Annotated in this window: 13 protein-coding genes; 8 read left to right on the forward strand and 5 right to left on the reverse strand. The window is 60.1% G+C overall.

The genetic code is table 11. The annotated features are described in order from the left end of the window. Positions 1 to 3: 3 nt before the first annotated feature. Positions 4 to 1,830, reverse strand: a complete 1,827-nt coding sequence (locus tag BFP93_RS02320) for a glycoside hydrolase family 15 protein (protein ID WP_065891807.1) — start codon at positions 1,828 to 1,830, stop codon at positions 4 to 6. Next, the gene (locus tag BFP93_RS02325) at positions 1,823 to 2,623 is read right to left on the reverse strand and encodes a glucose 1-dehydrogenase (RefSeq protein WP_065891808.1); all 801 of its coding nucleotides are present in this window, start codon (positions 2,621 to 2,623) and stop codon (positions 1,823 to 1,825) included. Before BFP93_RS02325 ends, BFP93_RS02320 begins: the two co-directional genes overlap by 8 nt. A 178-nt stretch (positions 2,624 to 2,801) precedes the next feature. Here BFP93_RS02325 and bglX point away from each other — a divergent pair, with 178 nt between their 5' ends. The 3 genes from bglX (at position 2,802) to BFP93_RS02340 (ending at position 7,666) form a co-directional block, all read left to right on the forward strand. Then, the gene (gene bglX, locus BFP93_RS02330; RefSeq protein WP_065891809.1) at positions 2,802 to 5,066 is read left to right on the forward strand and encodes a beta-glucosidase BglX; all 2,265 of its coding nucleotides are present in this window, start codon (positions 2,802 to 2,804) and stop codon (positions 5,064 to 5,066) included. 279 nt (positions 5,067 to 5,345) lie between these two features. Beyond that, a complete protein-coding gene (locus BFP93_RS29065; protein WP_242522259.1) occupies positions 5,346 to 6,143 on the forward strand; it encodes a hypothetical protein in 798 nt (265 codons plus the stop codon). Between the two features lie 599 nt (positions 6,144 to 6,742). After that, entirely contained in the window at positions 6,743 to 7,666 is a 924-nt protein-coding gene (locus BFP93_RS02340; protein WP_256095150.1) for a hypothetical protein, read from the forward strand. A gap of 56 nt (positions 7,667 to 7,722) precedes the next feature. On the opposite strand, the gene BFP93_RS02345 is transcribed toward BFP93_RS02340, so the two are convergent. Further along, complete coding sequence (locus BFP93_RS02345; RefSeq protein ID WP_065891810.1) at positions 7,723 to 8,874, reverse strand: MFS transporter; 1,152 nt, start codon at positions 8,872 to 8,874, stop codon at positions 7,723 to 7,725. Between the two features lie 225 nt (positions 8,875 to 9,099). Between BFP93_RS02345 and BFP93_RS02350 the strand changes: the two genes are divergently transcribed. The 5 genes from BFP93_RS02350 to BFP93_RS02370 all read left to right on the forward strand — a co-directional run bounded on the left by BFP93_RS02350 (position 9,100) and on the right by BFP93_RS02370 (position 16,164). Then, positions 9,100 to 10,086, forward strand: coding sequence for a diaminopimelate epimerase (locus tag BFP93_RS02350; RefSeq protein ID WP_065891839.1), 987 nt, complete (start codon positions 9,100 to 9,102; stop codon positions 10,084 to 10,086). A 292-nt stretch (positions 10,087 to 10,378) separates the two neighbouring features. Continuing rightward, positions 10,379 to 12,397, forward strand: a complete 2,019-nt coding sequence (gene tssI / locus BFP93_RS02355) for a type VI secretion system tip protein TssI/VgrG (RefSeq protein ID WP_065891811.1) — start codon at positions 10,379 to 10,381, stop codon at positions 12,395 to 12,397. Continuing rightward, positions 12,397 to 13,233 (forward strand): DUF4123 domain-containing protein, encoded by an 837-nt coding sequence (locus BFP93_RS02360; protein WP_065891812.1) that lies wholly within the window; start codon positions 12,397 to 12,399, stop codon positions 13,231 to 13,233. The genes tssI and BFP93_RS02360 overlap by 1 nt, the downstream gene beginning before the upstream one ends. Next, entirely contained in the window at positions 13,226 to 13,999 is a 774-nt protein-coding gene (locus tag BFP93_RS02365; RefSeq protein ID WP_065891813.1) for a hypothetical protein, read from the forward strand. Before BFP93_RS02360 ends, BFP93_RS02365 begins: the two co-directional genes overlap by 8 nt. 14 nt (positions 14,000 to 14,013) lie before the next feature. Continuing rightward, positions 14,014 to 16,164, forward strand: a complete 2,151-nt coding sequence (locus BFP93_RS02370; protein WP_065891814.1) for a lipase family protein — start codon at positions 14,014 to 14,016, stop codon at positions 16,162 to 16,164. A 7-nt stretch (positions 16,165 to 16,171) separates the two neighbouring features. Here BFP93_RS02370 and codA read toward each other — a convergent pair whose 3' ends face one another. Both codA and codB read right to left on the reverse strand, forming a co-directional pair. Then, entirely contained in the window at positions 16,172 to 17,407 is a 1,236-nt protein-coding gene (gene codA, locus BFP93_RS02375) for a cytosine deaminase (protein ID WP_065891815.1), read from the reverse strand. Between the two features lie 65 nt (positions 17,408 to 17,472). After that, positions 17,473 to 18,741 carry a cytosine permease gene (codB, locus tag BFP93_RS02380; protein ID WP_065891816.1) on the reverse strand — a complete coding sequence of 423 codons (1,269 nt, stop codon included), beginning with the start codon at positions 18,739 to 18,741 and terminating at the stop codon, positions 17,473 to 17,475. Between the last annotated feature and the right edge of the window lie 135 nt (positions 18,742 to 18,876).

The following is an 18,876-nucleotide window of genomic DNA, read 5'->3' on the forward strand; positions in this document are numbered from 1 at the left end:
GAATCAGGGTTGCCATACCGTTTTCGCACCACTGAGTTTACGGTCCAGAAACGTCGCCGCACTGATCAGCGCCAAATGGCTCAATGCCTGGGGCGTGTTCCCCAGGTGCCGGGCCTGGCTGTCGAACTCTTCAGCGTAAAGCCCGAGCGGGTTGGCATAGCGCAGCAGTTGCTCGAACTCCAGGTGGGCTTTTTCCACCTGGCCGGCGCGTGCCAGGCATTCGACGTACCAGAACGAACACGCGGCAAACGCGCCTTCAGTGCCTTGCAACCCATCGATCTGGCTGTCGTCGTTGCGGTAACGATAGACCATGCCATCGCGCACCAGGCTTTTCTGGATCGCCTCCAGGGTCGACAGCCAGCGTGGATCGGTGGCGGCAACAAAGCGCACCAGCGGCATCAACAGCATCGAGCCGTCGAGGGCGGTACTGCCGATGTGTTGCACGAAATGCCCACGTTCTTCGTTCCAGAAGTTGCTCCAGATATCGGCATAGATCGCCTGGCGGGTCTGGTCCCAACGCGCGAAGGGTGCCGGTAACGAGCGCTTGGAGGCCAGGCGGATCGCGCGGTCCACGGCCACCCAGCACATCAGGCGCGAGTGCAGGAAGTGATGCTGCTCGCCACGCATTTCCCAGATGCCGACGTCTTGCTGATTCCAGATTTCGCAGACTTGATCGACCACTTCAACGGTGTGCTTCCAGCCTTCGTGGGAGATGGCCTCGCCGTATTTATTGACCAGGTACACCGCGTCCATCAGTTCGCCGTAGATATCCAGTTGCACCTGGTCGAACGCTTCATTGCCCACGCGCACCGGCTGCGCGCCACCATGGCCGCTGAGGTGATCCAGGGTGGTTTCCGGCAACTCCTGGCGGCCATCGATGCCGTACAGGATGTTGATCTTGGTCGGCTGGCCGCAGCAGTCGCTGACCCGCCCCTTGAGCCAACGCATGTAGGCGTTGGCTTCCTCGACAAAACCCAGGCGCATGAACGCGTAGACGGTAAACGAAGCGTCGCGGATCCAGGTATAGCGGTAGTCCCAATTGCGCTCGCCGCCGGGCGTCTCGGGCAGGCCGAAGGTCGCGGCGGCGATGATTGCGCCGTGTTTGCGCGAGGTCAGCAACTTCAGCGCGAGGGCCGAGCGGTTGACCATTTCACGCCAGCGTCCGCGGTAGTTCGATTGACTGATCCAACTGCGCCAGAACTTCAAAGTGCGTTCCAGGTAGAGGTCGGTGCAGGCGTTCGTCACGCGGGGATCGTCCTGGCCGCCGAGGACGAATTCAGCGCTCTCGTCCTGGGCCAGGGTGAAGCTGGCCGTGGCCACATGTTCGTCGAGGGTCAACGGGTGACTGCCCGCCAGCCGCAGTCCGGGCTGACCGTCTGCGTTGAACAACACGCCTTGATCGACCGCCTTGGCGTGGGTCTTGGCGCGGGCATAGTCATGGCGCACGGCGCAGCGCAGATGGAAGGTCGCCGTGCCGCTGACCACCCGCACGCGGCGGATCAATAATGGGAGATCATCGACCTCTTCGGTGACAGCCAGCAAATCGGTGATTTCCACCACCGCCGCATCGCTCAGCCAACGAGTTTGCAGCACATTGGTGTCGGGCAGGTAGATCTGCTCGCGGCGTGCATTGGGCAGGTCAGGGGTGAGCTGGAAGGTGCCGGCTTCAGGGCTGTCGAGCAACGCGCAGAAGATCGACGGGCTGTCGAATTCCGGCCAGCAGAAAAAATCGATACTGCCCCGGTCATTCACCAAGGCTGCGCTGCGCATGTCGCCGATGATGCCGTGGGCATCGATGGCACTTTGTGGTTCGTTTTTCAAATCAACCATTGCCACGAAACTCCGGATAAAGGCTCATGCCGCCATCGATGAACAGCGTGCTGCCGACCACGTAATCGGACGCGTCGCTGGCCAGCCACACCACCGCATTCGCCACATCTTGCACATCGCCGACGCGGCCATAGGGAATCAACTTGAGCAGCTCCTGTTCGGCGGCGCCTTCAGTGGCTGCACGGTTGATCGCCGTGCGAATCGCCCCCGGCGCAATCCCGTTGATGCGAATGCGCTGCTCGCTGACTTCCTGGGCGAGGGTGCGCATCAGCATCTCCACACCGCCCTTGGACGCTGCGTAATTCACGTGCCCGGCCCAGGGAATCAACTGGTGCACCGAGCTCATGTGGATGATCTTGCCGGCGGCGCGGGACACGCCCTCACGCACGCCCTGGCGGTTGAAAATCCGCACGGCGGCGCGCGCGCAGAGAAATTGGCCGGTGAGGTTGACGCCGATCACGGTGTTCCAGTCCTCAAGGCTCATGTCGACCAGGTTGGCGTCTTTTTGCAGGCCTGAGTTGGCGACGAGAATATCCAGATGGCCGAAGGCGTCGAGGGTCTGGGCGAACAGGCGTTCGACGTCGGCTTCTTTCGACACATCGCCAGCAAGAGCAATGGCTCGGCCGCCGTTGGCATTGATCTGCGCCGCCAGCGCCTCGGCCGGTGCCGCCTGGGAATTGTAGTTAAGCACCACGGCTGCTCCGGCTTCGGCCAGCGCCTTGGCGGCGCCTTCACCGATACCGGAACTGGCGCCGGTGACCAGCGCCACTTGTTGCTGCAAGGAAATCTGCATCACCCACCCGCTGTTTAATGAGAGTCCTTTGTGCTGACTGATGCGGGGCAATGGAAGTTCAGCATGCCACTGCGCGGGACGACGGGGAACAACCAATGGAACTGTGATTTCTGACAGTAGACGCCTCTCCATCCTCAGCTGAACACTACGAGTGTTGGATTGCCCTGGGACGGATACCATGGACACAAGGTGGTGGGTAGGGGTGCTGGCAGGCGCTTGTTGCCTGCTGGCGACCGCGCAGGCCAGCGCTGGAAAAGAGGTTTTCATCGATCAACTGCTGGCGCAAATGACGCTGGAAGAGAAAGCTGGCCAACTGAATATCGTCGGTGTCGATGCGGATAAAGCGGCGCCCGAGACACTTGAACTGATCGCCAATGGCTCGGCCAGCGGGCTGGGTGGCATGCCATCCTGGCAGGTGGGCGTGGCGTTGCAGCGCCAGGCGGTGGAGCGCAGCCGCCTGAAGATACCGTTGTTCGTCGTGCAGGACGTCGTGCATGGCCTGCACACGATCTTTCCGGTAAGCCTGGCGCTTGCCGCGAGTTGGGATATGTCGGCGATCGCTACCGTGGGGAAAGTCAGTGCCCGGGAGGCCAGCGCAGCAGGCATCAATCTGACGTTCAGCCCTGCGGTGGACATCGCCCGTGACCCTCGGTGGGGCAGGGTTTCAGAGGGCTATGGCGAAGACCCTTTCCTGGCCTCGCGCATCGCCGAAACCCTGGTGAAAAGCTATCAGGGCACGGACCTTCGCGGCGCCGACAGCGTGATGTCGGTCGTCAAGCATTTCGCCCTCTATGGTGCGGTGGAGGGCGGTCGGGATTACAACAGTGTCGAGATGAGCACGGCCAGCATGTACCAGTATTATTTCGCGCCCTATCGCGCCGCCGTGGAGGCGGGCGCGGGCGGGGTGATGATTGCTTTCAATGCCGTAGGGGGCGTCCCGGCGATGGCCAACCCCTGGCTGATCAAGCAGGTACTGCGTCAAGAGTGGGGGTTTGAAGGCGTGACGCTGGGCGACTGCGCCGCGATTGGCCAATTGGTCGACCACGGAGTGGCGGCCCGGCCGGCGGAGGCTGCAGGGCTGGCTTTGCGCTCCGGTGTTGACATGGCGTTATGCGACAGTGCCTACGTCGACGAACTGCCGGCAGCCGTCAGGTCGGGTGCCGTGAAGGTGGAGGACCTGGACGCTTCGGTACGCCGAGTCCTGGAGATGAAATATGCACTGGGCTTATTCGACGATCCGTATCGCAAGTTGCGGCGCGCGCCGCCGGCACCGATCGAATCGCGACTGCAACGTGAGGCCGCCCGCGACATTGCGCGCAAAACCTTCGTGCTATTGAAAAACGCTCGACACACCCTGCCGCTGAGCAAGCACGGCACCCTCGCCGTGGTGGGGCCCCTGGCGAAAAGCCAGCGGGACCTGTTGGGCAGCTATTGCGGTGATTGCGGCGCGCAACGAGTGGTCAGTATCCATGACGGCATAGCCCGCGCCGTCGCAGGCAAGGCAACCCTGCTCTATGCCAGGGGCGCCAATGTCAGCGACGATAGCGGGTTGATCGCCCGCATGCAGCGCTACCACACGCCGTTGAACAGGGATGCGCGGGCACCGGATGCGCTGCTGGAGGAAGCCGTGGCGATTGCCCGTCGGGCTGACGTCACGGTGGCGGTGGTGGGCGAGCCCTGGAGCTTCAATGACGAGGGAAGCAGTCGCGCGCGAATCGACTTGCCCGACAGCCAGAAACAACTGCTCCTGGAGCTGAAAGCCTTGGGCAAGCCCCTGGTGATTGTCCTGGTGAATGGTCGCCCGTTGGACCTCACAACCGAACACCAGCAAGCCGATGCGCTGCTGGAAACCTGGTACAGCGGCACCCAGGGCGGCAATGCCGTGGCTGATGTGTTATTCGGTGACTACAACCCTGCGGGCAAGCTGCCGATGAGCTTTCCTCGCTCCGTCGGCCAGGTCCCGGTGTATTACAACCACTTGAGCACCGGGCGACCCTACAACCCTGCTGCGCCCTACAAGTACACCACGCAATATATCGACGAAGAGGCGGGGCCGCTCTTTCCCTTTGGTTACGGTTTGAGCTACACCGATTTCAACCTGTCGAATCTGCAGGTGTCGCGCACCGTATTGCCGCGCGGTCAGCCACTGAAAGTCAGCGTTGCGCTGACCAATACCGGTACACGATCGGGTGAAACGGTGGTGCAGTTATACGTGCGCGATGTGGTGGCTTCGGTCAGTCGACCGGTCAAAGAGCTGAAGGGGTTTGAAAAAGTCATGCTCAAGGCGGGTGAGCGAAAAGTCGTTGATTTTTGGCTGAACGAAGAAGCGTTGAAGTTCTATGATGCTCAGTTGCGTCACGTTGCCGAGTCTGGTGAATTTATCGTACAGGTAGGGCTGGACTCCAGAAATGTGATTGAACAGCGTTTTGTCTTGGGTGAGTAAAGCGATCGAACGTTGAATCGCCCCTGATTTCCCAGGCATTCCCTCACAGCGCCGCGTATGCGTCGCCCATTCAGATGGGGAACATTTCGCGGTTCGCTCTTCATCTGTCACGACCTCCTTCCTACCCGCATTCAGAAGTTTTCAACACGTCTAGGAACCCAATGCCATGGCTTTGCCACACAGCAAATGCCTGCTGGTGCAGACCTGCGCCACGGTTTATTGATCGCTGGCACGGCTGCAGCAGCAAGGCACCGCCCTAAATCAGAACTGGAGCACCACATGTCGGTATCCGCATCCAATCAAGCGTACACCCCATCAACGGACAACTTCGCGCAGCCCTCTGCAGGCGCGCAGGCCAGCCCGGCGGCCAAGGCAGCAGGCGCGGCCGGCCCGAGTTTCGAGCCATCGGCGAGTCAGTCCGGCCCGGTTTTCGATAGCGCAACGCAGTCTTCGAAATCCGCCTTCAATCCAGGCCCACCTCCACGGCCCAATCCTACGCTGCCGGACCCTTACTACGGCAAGCAGAGCAACGAGGTACTGGCTCAGGGGCTGTTGAATAAATACAACGCCTTCAAACCCTGGTACGCACCGACCGTTACGCCTGAGCATCTCAATAACCTGGCAGGTCGGCCCCTGACCGGTAACCCGGAGCGCGATTCGAATATCAGGCTGGCCAGGGAGGTGCTCAAGCGCCCGGGCCTGACGCAAGCCCTGGATCGAAATAGCGGAACCGGTGCTTTGGATCAGTCCCTCTCCAAGGACGACATCAGTAAATTCATTCTTTCGTCCAATCCACTGAAGCTTCAGGACGACAAGCAACTTGCCCAGAATGTCTTGAATAACTTCAACGCGTTGAAAGGGCCGTGGTGGAGCGCCGACAGAAACGCCATCGATGTCAATACGTTTGCAAAGTACGCCTCGCGCCCGCTTTATGGTCATGGGCCAACCGACAGCATCACCCAACTGTCGAGGGAAATCATGAATCGTTCGGAACTCAAGGGCTCGATGGACAACGTTTTCGGGTTCCTGCGCGACGGCAAGATCACCCGAGACGATCTGTATCGGCTGCTGCGCTGAGACCTGGCCCCACTGCATTGCATCGGCTGGTGGATGCCCGGCCGCGCTATCGCCTGTCGGCGATGCGGGAACCATTTGCAAGGATTTACCACGAACAGAGCATCCATGGGTCCTGCCCTTGGATGCCTTCGTCTACTGGAACAGGTAATGGCCTATGAATTCGACATCATTTGAACCTCGCCAGTCTCACTCCCAGTACGCTGTTGCAAGCCTGCCTGCTCCGGCAACTTCGGCACCAAGCCCAGGCAAATCTCAGGCAAAGGGGCTCAACCTTACGTCTTCGCCGAAGTTCAGTTTCAAGGCGCCTACGACCGAAGACTTCGACAGGGGCTCGCGAGCCGCGGAGGACGGGCCGGCGCCCCGGTCCGCGTGGTCATTGCTTGAAACGCTGTGGAGCAAATTTTCACGTCGGCCGTGACGGGCCAGCCTGGTCGGTTACAAACGCTCAAGTTTTACCCGGCGCATGCCCTGGGCTGATAGGAACCATTATTTTTAGGTTGCCACACATCCGATGCTTGTCTGGTGCTGACAGTCGACGCGCGTTCGAAGGCTGAGCACTCCAGGTTCAGTTGATGGAATCTAATAGGGTGGGAATGAACATGACGAACGGGATTAATCCAGGCTCTGGAATACCTTTTATACCGAATCAGGAGCCTGCGTCGGCCAGCGGTGGTTACACGCGACTCAGCGTCGTCGACAAGGCGATCGGTACTCAGCAGCCGCTGGCAACGGACTCAGGTTTTTTCTCGAACAGCTTGATGGTCAATGGCGCCAGTCGGCATTTCGACGGGCAAGGCTTGTATGGCGGTATGTCGAATGTGGGAAACCCCTATACCAGCTCGGATGACCACCTGCTGGCGACAGACCTCAATAGTAACTTTCCCATGCTTGATAAGTTCAAGACAGATGGCCATCTGACCCAGAGTGGGCTGCAAAAAATTGCCGGTGAGGATGTGCACAAAAGCAGCGTCTCCGAACGCACCATCATGTTGGCCAGGGAGATACTCAATCGCCCCAGGCTCAACGAAGCGATTCTGGTGGATGGCGGTAAAATCACGCCTGAAAGCTTGGCCAACGCTTCCGAACGGCTCACCGGTAACACCAGCCCCAATACTCAAAGTGCGGACCCGTTCCATAGTAAGTCCAATGCCCAGGTCGTTACCGCATTCAGGGGGATGTTCGACCAGCTGCGGGATAAATCGGAAGATTTCGTCTGGCCCTTCGATAAGCACCGATTTGTAAAAACAGACACGCTTGTTGAAATGAGCAAGGACCCTGACGAACAGGACAGTAAAGGTAATGTTGTGCGAGACCCCGCCAACGGTTTCCCGAAGAAGAAATACAGCGAACAGTTGGTGTATCTCGCCAAAAATATCGTTGAAAGACCCGGCTTGCTGGACTCGCTGGACAGCTATAAGGCCAATGGCTACGAACTCACGGGAAGCCGTAACAATGATGGCTGGCTGAAGAACTACAGCATCGATCGATGGTTGGAAAACGACAAGAAAGAAAAGGGCAACTGAAGGCGCCGCAGAGGCATGAGCGGGTTGCATGAAGCAAGCCGCTCATACCTGTGAGTTTATACCCGCAGTATCCTCCCACTGATTGCCACCGCCACCAGCAACCCACCGATCAGCAGGAAGGCGGTTGCCACGCTGCTGCCATGGGCAATGAACCCGATCACTGCCGGCCCCGCCAGAATGCCTGCGTACCCCAGTGTGGTAATGGCGGGCACGGCAATGTGTTCCGGCATCACGCTCTGCTTGCCGACAGCGGTATAGAGCACCGGGACGATATTGGAGCAGCCGGCGCCCACCAGCGCGTACCCGAGCAGCGCCATTTCCCAGGCAGGGGAGAGCGTTGCCAGGAACACACCCGCCGCTGCCAGCGTGCCGCCGCCCACGATCACTCGGGTAGCGCCCAGGCGCCGCACAATAATGTCACCGGTCAGGCGCCCGGCGGTCATGGTCAGGGCGAATGCCGCGTAGCCCAGGCCGGCATACGCTGGGTCCAGCCCGCGCTCGTCACTCAGGAACACCGCGCTCCAGTCCAGTACCGCGCCTTCGGCCAGGAAGACGATGAAACACAAGCAGCCGATAAACAGCACCACGCCATGGGGAATGGCAAACGCCGGCCCAGAGCTTTCACTGCCGTAGGGCAGCAAATGCGGCGCAGCCTTGAGCAGCGCCACTACCATGATGACGATCACTACCAGGGTTGCCTGCAGCGGCGACAAGCCCAGCCCCAGCAGGCCGGAGACCCCCGCCGCGCCCACGATGCCGCCCAGGCTGAACAAGCCGTGGAAGCCCGACATCATGGTTTTCCCGCTGGCGCGTTCAACAATCACCGCTTGCAGATTGACGGTCGAATCCACGGTACCCAGGCCTGCGCCAAACAGGAACAACCCCGCCATCAACAGCGGAATCGAACTCACGGTGGCCAGCATCGGCAGCGCCAGGCAGATCATGATCGTGCCGGCGGTCAACACGCGCCGGCAGCCAAAGCGCGACGCCAGCACCCCTGCCACGGGCATCGCGAGAATCGACCCCACCCCCAGGCACAACAACAACAGGCCAAGCGTGCCCTCGTTGAGTTGCGCGCGTGCCTTGGCGTACGGCACCAGCGGCGCCCAGGCCGCGATGCCGAAGCCGGCGATGAAAAAAGCGATACGGGTGGACATTTGCTCCAGCCGCCCGGGAACCACGGGGGCGGAAGTGGGGATGGCAGTCATGAATAATCCTTGGTGTTGCGTTTAACGAACGATGTCCGGCGCGACATCCTTGCACATCAGGCCTCGTCGGGCGAGCCGTGTTCCCCGGGGATCGGCGCGCTGAGTGGAGATACGTCCACGCAAAGGCTGTCGACTGTATGCAGGTGAGTGTTCTGTAATACGCTGTTGCCTTCTTTTCAGTTAACCGACGAGCAGATCGATGAGATTTCTCAGGCCGTTTTCAGCGTGACGCGTTTCTATGATGCGCGCGGCAATATCTATGGGGTTGTCAGCCCGGAGTACTTGCGTCGCCGGGGTGTGGAACTGCCAGACAGCGCCGACCTCGCCGCGAAGGCGCGACAGGCCTGGACCGTGTCGGCCATCGCTGCCGAATGTGGGTGGGGTGCGGTTTCACCGGCAGCCGATGCCAAGGCCCATCGCTGCGATGGGTTGCTGGTGGGACCCTTTCAGGCAGCGCCGCCCTTTGATGTGCTGATCGTCAATACCGACGGCAGCCTCGCCGAGCGCAGCGGCAACGGGTTAACCATCTTTGCCCAGGCATTGACCGATCAGGGCCTTATGTCCGAGGGTTGCCAGTTGAGGGTGCATCACGATAAGGCGGATGCCGCGTCACCGGTGGTCACTCAGGTGGAGCCTGCGGTTTACAAGCAGGTCAGGGGATTCTGGCTGGCCTTGGGACAGCCGGCTTTCGGCCCGTCGGCCGTCAGCGCCGAGGAGGTTCAGAGCGTTGTCGCGCAGCAGGACGGGTTCAGTCACGTTGTCGCGCTGTCGGCGATAGATCCGCAATGGACACGCAGCCAGTTTGTGCGAATAGGCAATCCCCATTGCGTGACGCTCATCGAGCAGGCAGCGGCATTGCCAGGCAATGACGCCATGGATCAACCGGCATTGTTTGAGTGTTTGCAACAAATTGCATTTGCGCCGCCTGCGGGCAGTGGTCGTCCCTGTAGCGCTGGGATCAATTTGCAATGGGCCGCCCGTGCGTCGGGCAATCAGGTACTCGCGCGGGTATTCGAGCGCGGCGAGGGACCCACTGCTTCCTCTGGTACCAGCGCCAGTGCAGTGGCCTGCGCGGCTTGGCGGGCGGGTTGGGTTGGCGCCGGCGAAGTGGCTGTGGTGATGCCGGGGGGCACGGCGCCAGTGCGTTTGCAGGTTGAGGATGGAACACTGTCGAGCGTCAGTCTTTTCGGAACTGCATACCCACAGGCATAGGCAACTGACACTGTAATAAGTGTCGGCTTTTTCCCTGTCGGATATCTATCTTGAGAAGTACTGATGTAAGAAAGTTCTGTTGTTGATTATGTGTTTATTTGCATGTGTTTTTTATTTTGTAAAGGACACTTCCATTCTCGCCGTACGAATCTTCTGTTTTATTTTCAAAGGGCCGTTTTTTTCCTGAAATCGCTAAGCTTCAGAGCGTTCAGGCGCTTTTTCTCGGCCAGCATTCCGGCAATCAACGAGGAGAGCTTTTAATCAGCGGGTTATTGAGGGCGGGTAACAACGGATGGTTGACGCGTTTGTTTCGTCACGTTTCAAATTAATAATTCCAGGCGTTATTGCCAATTTGCAGGTACTCGCTTTCGAAGGCAGTGAGTGTCTTGATCAGCCGTATTTCATAGATGTGCAAGTCACCAGCGAAAACCCTGACCTGGATCTCGAGGCGTTGCTGCATCAGCCGGCCTATCTGGATCTGGGCACAACGGATCAAGGCCTGCACGGGTTGGTCTACGCCATCGGCCGTAATGGCCCGGGGGCCCGGCTCACCCGTTACCACCTCACGCTCGCGCCGCGCCTGGCGTGCCTGGCCCATCGCCTTGACCAGCGGGTTTTCCAGCAGCGTAGCGTGCCGCAGATTATCGCCAGCGTGCTTGAACAACACGGCATCCTCGCAGATGCCTATGCCTTCGAGCTCGGCCCGGTGATTTATCCGCCGCGGCCCTTTTGCGTGCAGTATGGGGAGACTGATCTGCACTTCATTCAGCGACTGTGCGAGGAAGAGGGTATCCATTACCACTTCCGTCATCGTGCCGATGGTCATTTCCTGGTGTTTGGTGATGATCAGACTGTGTTTCAGCGCCTGCCGATGCAGCGGTACTGCTCGACGCTTGATCCGATGGTCGCAACCAACGGGGTCCAGCGCTTCGATACACGCCTGGAAACCCGCATTCGGCGAACGGTGCGCCGTGATCACGACTTCGAACACCCGTCGCTGCAGCTGCAGGACGCCTCCGGCGATGCACCGGACACAGCCCTTGAGGACTACCATTACCCGGCAGGTTTTACCCGTCGTGCACGGGGGGCGCAATTGACGCGTCGCAGTCTGGAGCGGCATCAGTCCGAGCGCCAGCGCGCGTCGGGTAGCAGTGATCAGCCCCTGCTGCGCAGTGGTCATTTCCTTGAGTTGCAAGATCATCCGGACCCGACCTGCAATGACCTGTGGTTGCTCACCTCGGTGCGCCACGAAGGCTATCAGCCCCAGGTTCTGGAGCAAGCGGCAGGGGATACGGACACCTTCGTGAGGTATAGCAACCATTTCACTGCGACCCCTTGGCGTGCGGTGCATCGGCCACCCCTCAAACATCCCAAGGCCTCCATTAATGGCAGCCAGACGGCGACGGTTACGGGGCCTGCGGGCGAGGAGGTGCACTGCGACGCGTATGGTCGCGTGAAGGTGCGGTTTCATTGGGATCGGCTGGACAGGTCGGATGATAAAAGCAGCGGCTGGGTGAGGGTCGCAACCGGTTGGGCCGGTTCCGGGTTTGGCGCCATGCTGATTCCACGGGTGGGCATGGAGGTGCTGGTGACCTTCCTTGAGGGAGACCCGGACCAGCCGGTGATCAATGGTTGCCTGCCCAATGCACTGCACATGCCGGCCTTTTCCCTGCCGCAGCACAAGACCCGCAGCGTGTTGCGCAGTTGCAGTGTTCCGGGTGGCGCGGGCAGTAACGAGCTGCACCTGGAAGACCGCCGTGGTGAGGAACTGATCTACCTGCGCGCCCAGCGTGACCTGGAGCAGCACGTGGGCCATGACAGCCGTTTGCAGGTGCTCGGTGAGCGCAGTGAAGTCATCCGAGGCTTGAGCACGGTTCGTCTTGAGGGGGGAGAGCAGCGCCACATCACAGGCGAGCGCAGCGTTGTGATCAAGGCAAGCGACCACCTCGCCGTGCAAGGCGACAGCCACACCCAGGTGGCCCAGGTCATGGTGATCGAAGCTGGTCAACAGATTCACCTGAAGGCGGGGGCCAGCCTTGTCATCGATGCGGGCGCCCAGTTGAGTTTCAAGGCGGGCGGCGAGCATTTGCAGATTCAGGCCGGCGGGATTTTCAGCAGCCGGCCCATCACTGTCGGTGGTTCGCCAGCCGTTGCAAGGTCGGCCAGCCCTTTGTCTGCTGCGGGCACTCCTGAGATTTCGCTGGTACAGGGCCTCATCTCGGACATGGCCGGCCAACTGGATGCGGATTTTTGCCCCCTGTGCGAGCGCTGTCGCGAAGGTCAATGCGCCAGCACCGGGAGGGCCGCGTGATGCAGCACGAGTCTTATCAATGGATGGCGCAGCAGCAACAGGCGGGGCGTCACCTGTGCCTGATACTCGAAGCCAGCAACGAGCACTGCCAGTCGCTCATGGCGGCTCGCGACCTCTCGCACTATTGCCCGCTCTATGCTGAAACCGCGGCAGCGGAACTGGCGAGCAAGGGCCCGGTTATCCTGCTGGTGGAGCAGATAGGCGAGCCTGCGCTGATCGATCTTCTGCAAAGCCCCGAGACCAATCGAGGATGGTTGGGCAGTTTGCCCAACGATGACTTGGCCATTGTGGTCCGACATTGGCGTGAGCGCCTGCTGGTCGGGCCAGAAGGCGAAAAGGCCCTATACCGTTTTCACGACAACCGCACCCTGGCCCGTGCCCTGGCGTATCTGCCGGCAGAGCAATGGCCGGTCTACCTGGGCCCGCTGACCAGCGTGTGCTATTGGCATGAGGGACGTTGGTGCAGCCACGACAACCCCGCGCCGGGTGCGTACCCGGTGCCCGACCCCGCGCCCTGGTTGCAGGTGCCCAATCCCCGGGCGTCGGCCATTCTCCAGGCCAATATCCTGCGCTACCTGCTGGCTGAACACAGTGAAGACCTGGCGGCCCTGGTGGAATTTCACGATCCCAGGATCTGGTTGGCCGGTGTACTGGACCAGGCCCGTACCTGGCGATGGCGGTCGCCTGAGCAACTTGAATTTCTGGTGGTGCGCCGGCTGGAGGAGGCGACCCGGAGCAGTGTCATTCGCTGGCAGCCGCTGGAGGGCGAGACACCTGCACAGCATTTTGAGCGGGTGCGGGAACAGTGGTGCACAGAAGGGCTTGGGAATGCGTAGGTGGATGGGAAAAGTGTTGCTTGGCGTTGGGATGGTGTGGCTAACGGGATGTGCGGGGAGGGCGCCGGATAGCTTTACGTTGGAGGTGGATTTGCCGGCGGAGTTTAAACTTAAGACGGCGGCTAATTACCGACCCGCAACGGGCGAGACCTGTATGTTGCCGCAACGAAGAGGCAAGCGGCCCGAGCGGAAATTATTTTTTTCTGACTACAAGCCTTTGGCGAGCCGGGTGAGTTATGAGCTTGCATTGAGTGAAAGGGTGGACGGGTGTCCGTTGGTATTGGCCAATGTCGAGTTCGACTTCACGGCGAAGTGGGGAACGCGCACTGCAGATATCGGAGGAGATTATGCCCGCATTTCCATCAGAGATCGTCTGGATACGCCTGGAATGCCGGAGTCGGGGGTTCAGCAGATATCAGGGATGTGTCAGTGGTGGTTTCGCACGGTTGGTCCTGTTCATGGCATCAGGAAAATTCTGCAGTGCCGTTCGGTGGATGATGTCGGACAACTGCAAAACGCGAGACCAGGTGGTGTTGCGCAACGCGACCAGTTACCGGGGAAAACACTCAGGGTGGTGTTGACGGTGTCGGCGGAGGAACAGCCTGCTTTTGATGATAATTGGATAGCTGTACCCGGTGGATGGAAACGTTGCAGAGGAACGAGCTTTGAAGACATGTATGGTCACTGTAACGGCGATAAAACTAACTTCAAACCTATAAAGATGCCGGATGGTCGCATCTGTGATGTGTACCCGTCATGTAATTAACAAGGAGACTACTCATGAAACAGGACGCAAGGACGCGAGCTTTTTTCAGTGACGGCAAACCGGCCTGTGCCCTACGAGGACACTGGTTGAGTTTTTGTCTGGTTGATGAAAATGGTGTGGGAACAATGTATGGCGGCCTGCGGTACACCGTCCATGACAGTGTCGGACAACGATACAAAGGTAGATTAGACGGTCAAGGGTTTGCCAGATTAAAGAGTATTTATTGCGGTCCCGTGGTGCTCGTATTAGACGAACTATATTCAGGCGTAGAACAGTGGTATCGGCAGTTAATGGTGCGGCGTACTTATGAACTTCCTATTACCGACCTCCAGTTTCGCGCCGAACAAACGCGATTCGCCAATGCCAATGGCCAGCGAACCGAGAGTAATCCTGTACAGCAGAAAGCCGACCGGTTCTATCAAGTGGAAGTCCGAGACCTGGTCCGTCATGTCGCCCATCTGCCGCCGATAGAATCACGGGCACACCGCCCCAAACGCCATGCTCTGAAAATGATGGCCGAACTGGGGTTTGGCCCGCCAGAATCAACCTTGGCGGGCATCGTACTATTCCCCAACCTCCACACCGCGCTCGAAGTTCGGCCACTGCGAGCGCTACGCCCCATGCTGTCGACGCAGGACAGCTTTTGTGCCCTGAACTTGTATCAACTGGCATTGTTTGCCGCGATGAGCTACTGCGATTTCGGCCAGGTGCCGCCAAAAAATCCTGTGGATGAAGTCCGTTTCCCGCAGCACCTCAGCGTTGGAAATCTGTTCGCCGAACAGCTGTCGGGATACCACGAAGCCTGGCAAATTGATCCGGAGCAAGTGCAGCGTTTTTATCCGCTTTATGAAGAAGTCGCTTATTCAAAACGCTTCGAAATTTTGCCCTTCGATCCTGAGTTGTACCCGCAAAATCGCCCAGAACTGAAAGATGAACAGGAACACCCTGCGCGCTTGCACTTCTTCGATGACGAAAAAGACGGTACCGATACCCAGGCTTTTATCACTCACCACGATGAGGTGGTCCTGATATCCGTGCGAGGCACATTCAGCAAGGCCGACGCGCTGCGGGACGCCAATGCCCATCAAGTGGCGTTCGCTGATGGCGTCGGCAAGGCGCATGAGGGCTTTTATCAGGCATACCGAGCGATGCGTGATTTCATAGTGCGATACCTTGACCAGTTCCATGTAGGGCAGCGGATAATCATCTGCGGCCACAGCCTGGGCGGCGCGATTGCCCTGCTGCTGGCTGAAGGACTGCGCCGAATCCCGGACGCCCATTACAACCCACTCCTCTACACCTACGGCGCCCCCCGCGCCGCCGATTCCGAATTTATCTCTGGCGCATCTGCCCTGGTTCACCATCGAATCGTCAACCATAACGATCCTGTTCCCAGTGTCCCGGCGCCGTGGATGAACACCACTGCCAAACTGTGGGTGCCGGGGGCGGTCACCTTGTTCAGTGCGCCCACCGCCGGCGGTTTGCTGTTCGCCGCCGGCCTGGTGCGCGTCGGTGGGAATGCCTACCAGCACCATGGCGAACAACAGCACTTCATGCCGATCACGCTCCCGGATGGCACGCATTCTTCGGTGCTATGGAAACCTGGCTGTGAATCGATCCAGGAGCTGGGCTGCAATCGGGCGTTGCGGTTGCACGGCGACATGCCCGACCGCGACAACCTGTTGAGGCAGCTCTTCCAGGCCAACCAGCACTTCATGACCGCCAGCTATATTCCTGCGGCCTGGGCGACATTGCGCCGCTGGCAGCAAACCCTGGATAGCCAGGGTCCCCTGGTCACTGCGAGGGAGCTGGAGTGGCTTGATCGCGCGCTCGAAGACATGCGGGAACAACTGAGGGCCAAACGCCGCGAACTGGCCCGCATGCGCCCGGCCAACGACCGCAGCCATGAGCATAACGACGCCCTGAATGCAGAGATCGACCGTTTGCATACCAGTCGCGAGCGCCTGGCCAGCCTGCGCTGGCGCCGTCTCGATGGGCGCGATGTGTATGGCAGCCACGCCCAGGGTGCCCACCTGCAACAGGGCCTCAAGCGCTGGTTCACGCACCGGGAAAACCGCGTCTTGTCCCAGGTTGCCAGTATCCCTTCACCCATCCACAGCGACTTGGGCAAAGCGCAAGTGCTGGACATCGACTCGATCGTCTAGCGCAGCGTTACATAAACTCCACTTGGGCCGGCTGACGCTTCATCAGCACCTTGCCGTTGCGGATCGAATACAACGGCAGGCCCTGGCTGCGAATCACCTCATAGTCACTGTCTGCCGACAGCACCAACAGGTTGGCCGGTCGGCCGGGTGCCAGGCCGTAGCGGTCGCCGAGCGCCATGGCCTTGGCGCTGTTGTCGGTGACCAGGTCCAGGGCGCTCTGCAGGTTGCGGTAGCCGAGCATATGGCAGATGTGCAAACCGGCTTCCAATACCCGCAGGATGTTGCCGTTACCCAAGGGATACCAGGGGTCGACGATGGAGTCCTGGCCGAAACACACGTTCATGCCGGCTTCGAGCAGTTCGTTGACGCGGGTGACCCCTCGGCGTTTCGGGAAACTGTCAAAGCGGCCTTGCAGGTGGATACTTTCGGTGGGACAGGAGACGAAGCTGATGCCGGAATGGCCCAGCAGACGAAACAGTTTGGCGCAGTAGGCGTTGTCGTAGGAGCCCATGGCGGTGGTGTGGCTGGCGGTGACGCGGGCGCCCATGTCGCGGCTGCGCGCCTCTTCGGCCAGCACCTCAAGAAAGCGTGAATGCGGGTCATCGGTTTCGTCGCAATGCACGTCTACCAGGCAGCCGGTGCGTTCGGCCAGGTCCATGAGGAACTTCACCGAACTCACCCCTTGATCGCGGGTGTACTCGAAGTGGGGGATGCCGCCGATGACGTCGGCGCCCAGGCGAATGGCTTCTTCCATCAGTTCACGGCCATTGCGGAACGACTCGATGCCTTCCTGGGGAAAGGCCACGATTTGCAGGTCGATCAGGTGCGCGCTTTCTTCACGCACTTGCAGCATAGCCTTGAGCGCAGTGAGGTCCGGGTCGGTCACGTCGACGTGGGTGCGCACATGCTGGATACCGTGGGCGGCGAGGGCCTGGATGGTTTTCTTCGCGCGAGTCCTGGTGTCTTCCTCGGTGATGGTGGCTTTGCGTTCGCCCCAGCATTCGATGCCTTCGAACAGGGTGCCGCTCATGTTCCAGCGGGGTTCGCCGGCGGTGAGCGTGGCATCCAGGTGGATGTGCGGTTCAACGAAGGGCGGGATCACCAGGTTGCCGGCGGCATCCAGGTCGCTGGCCATTAACATCGGTACGCCTGTTTGCGCAGTGATGCTGGCGATCCGGCCGTGTTCCAGGTGCAGATCATGCAGGCCTTCACGGTCGCGCAGGCGGGCATTGATGATGTGCATGGTCAAGTTCCTCTTGGCTAAATTCAATCAGGCGACCGTCAGATTACCATTGGCGGTGCCCAGGCTCATGCCTGGGCGTCAGCCAGCGGTGCGCGCACGCGCAGTACGGCGTTGATCAGTATGTAGGTGAGCGACGCGGCCGCGATCCCCACCAGCGGTGCAACCCAGGGCGAGTTGAACGCCAGCAGCGTACCCACCGCGTACGCCATCAACCCGGGCCAGTTGAACGCGGGCAGGCGGGCATCTGCCAGGCGTGGGTACTGGCCGCGATAGCGGTAGAAGAAGTCCGCCATGATCACCCCGCCAATCGGCGGGATCACCGTGCCCAACAGAATCAGGTACGGCACGAGCATGTCGTACATGCCCAGCAAGGCGAGCAGGGTGCCGATTACCGCACCGGCCAGGGTCACGGTTTTGCGCCGGCGGGTGCGCAGCAGGTTGCAACCGGCGACGGCGAAGTTGTAGATGGTGTTGTCCTGGGTGCTCCAGATATTGAGCAGCAACATGGCCATCGCCGCCATGGCGAAACCCTGCAAAAGCAGGACTTCCACCACATCCGGTTGCTGATAGACGATGGCGCCGTAGGCGCCGATCAGCACCATCAGGCCGTTGCCGATAAAAAAACCGATCAGGCTGGCCAGCACCGCAACCCTGGCCGAGCGGGAGAACCGCGTCCAGTTGGTGGCCTGGGTCGCGCCGCTGACAAAGGTGCCGAATACCAGGGTGATCGCCGTGGACAGGTCCAGCTCGGCGGTCGGCACCACGGCCAGCAGGCCGTCCAGCCCGCCGACCTTGACGGTGGCGACCCACATCGACAGCAACAGCAAAAGGCCCATGGCGGGCACCGCGATATAAGATAGGATTTCCAGCCCGCGATACCCCACGTACGCGGTCGCACAGAACACCAGGCCAAATACCACCATCAAGGCCAGCACGCTGCCCTGGCTCAACGCGAAATACTTGCCCAGCACCACGGCGGCGGTGGCGGTGCCCCAGGCGTACCAGCCAATCTGGGTGAAACCGAGGATCAGATCGCTGAGCTTGCTGCCGATTTCACCAAAGCAGAACCGCCCCATCAATACCGAGTTCAGACCGCTCTTGAAGGCGATGTACCCCAGCCCTGCGGCGTATATACCCAGCAGCAGGTTACCCAGGGCCACGACGCCGAGCATGCCGGTAAAGCTGAAGGCCACGCCCAGCTTGCCGCCGGCAAACATCGTTGCCGTAAAAAACGTGAACCCCAGCAGCACCATGGCGGTGGATGCCAGGCCCTTGCGCGCATGCAGCGGCACTTCACTGAGCGGGTAATCGTTGCCGGATTCTTGCTGGGTCATGTGCCTTGCTCCCTGAATGAAGACGCAGGCCTGTTGCACCGAGCGTGCCAAGCTTTCGGCAGCGGTGTATCGACAGCCAAGCGCAGGGAGGGCGTCGGCGCGAGGGTTCCAGGTGGCCTATCAAGCGCGAAAGCA

Origin of the sequence: Pseudomonas sp. 44 R 15 (assembly GCF_900004965.1) — a bacterium.
GTDB classification, from domain to species: Bacteria; Pseudomonadota; Gammaproteobacteria; order Pseudomonadales; family Pseudomonadaceae; genus Aquipseudomonas; species Aquipseudomonas orientalis_A.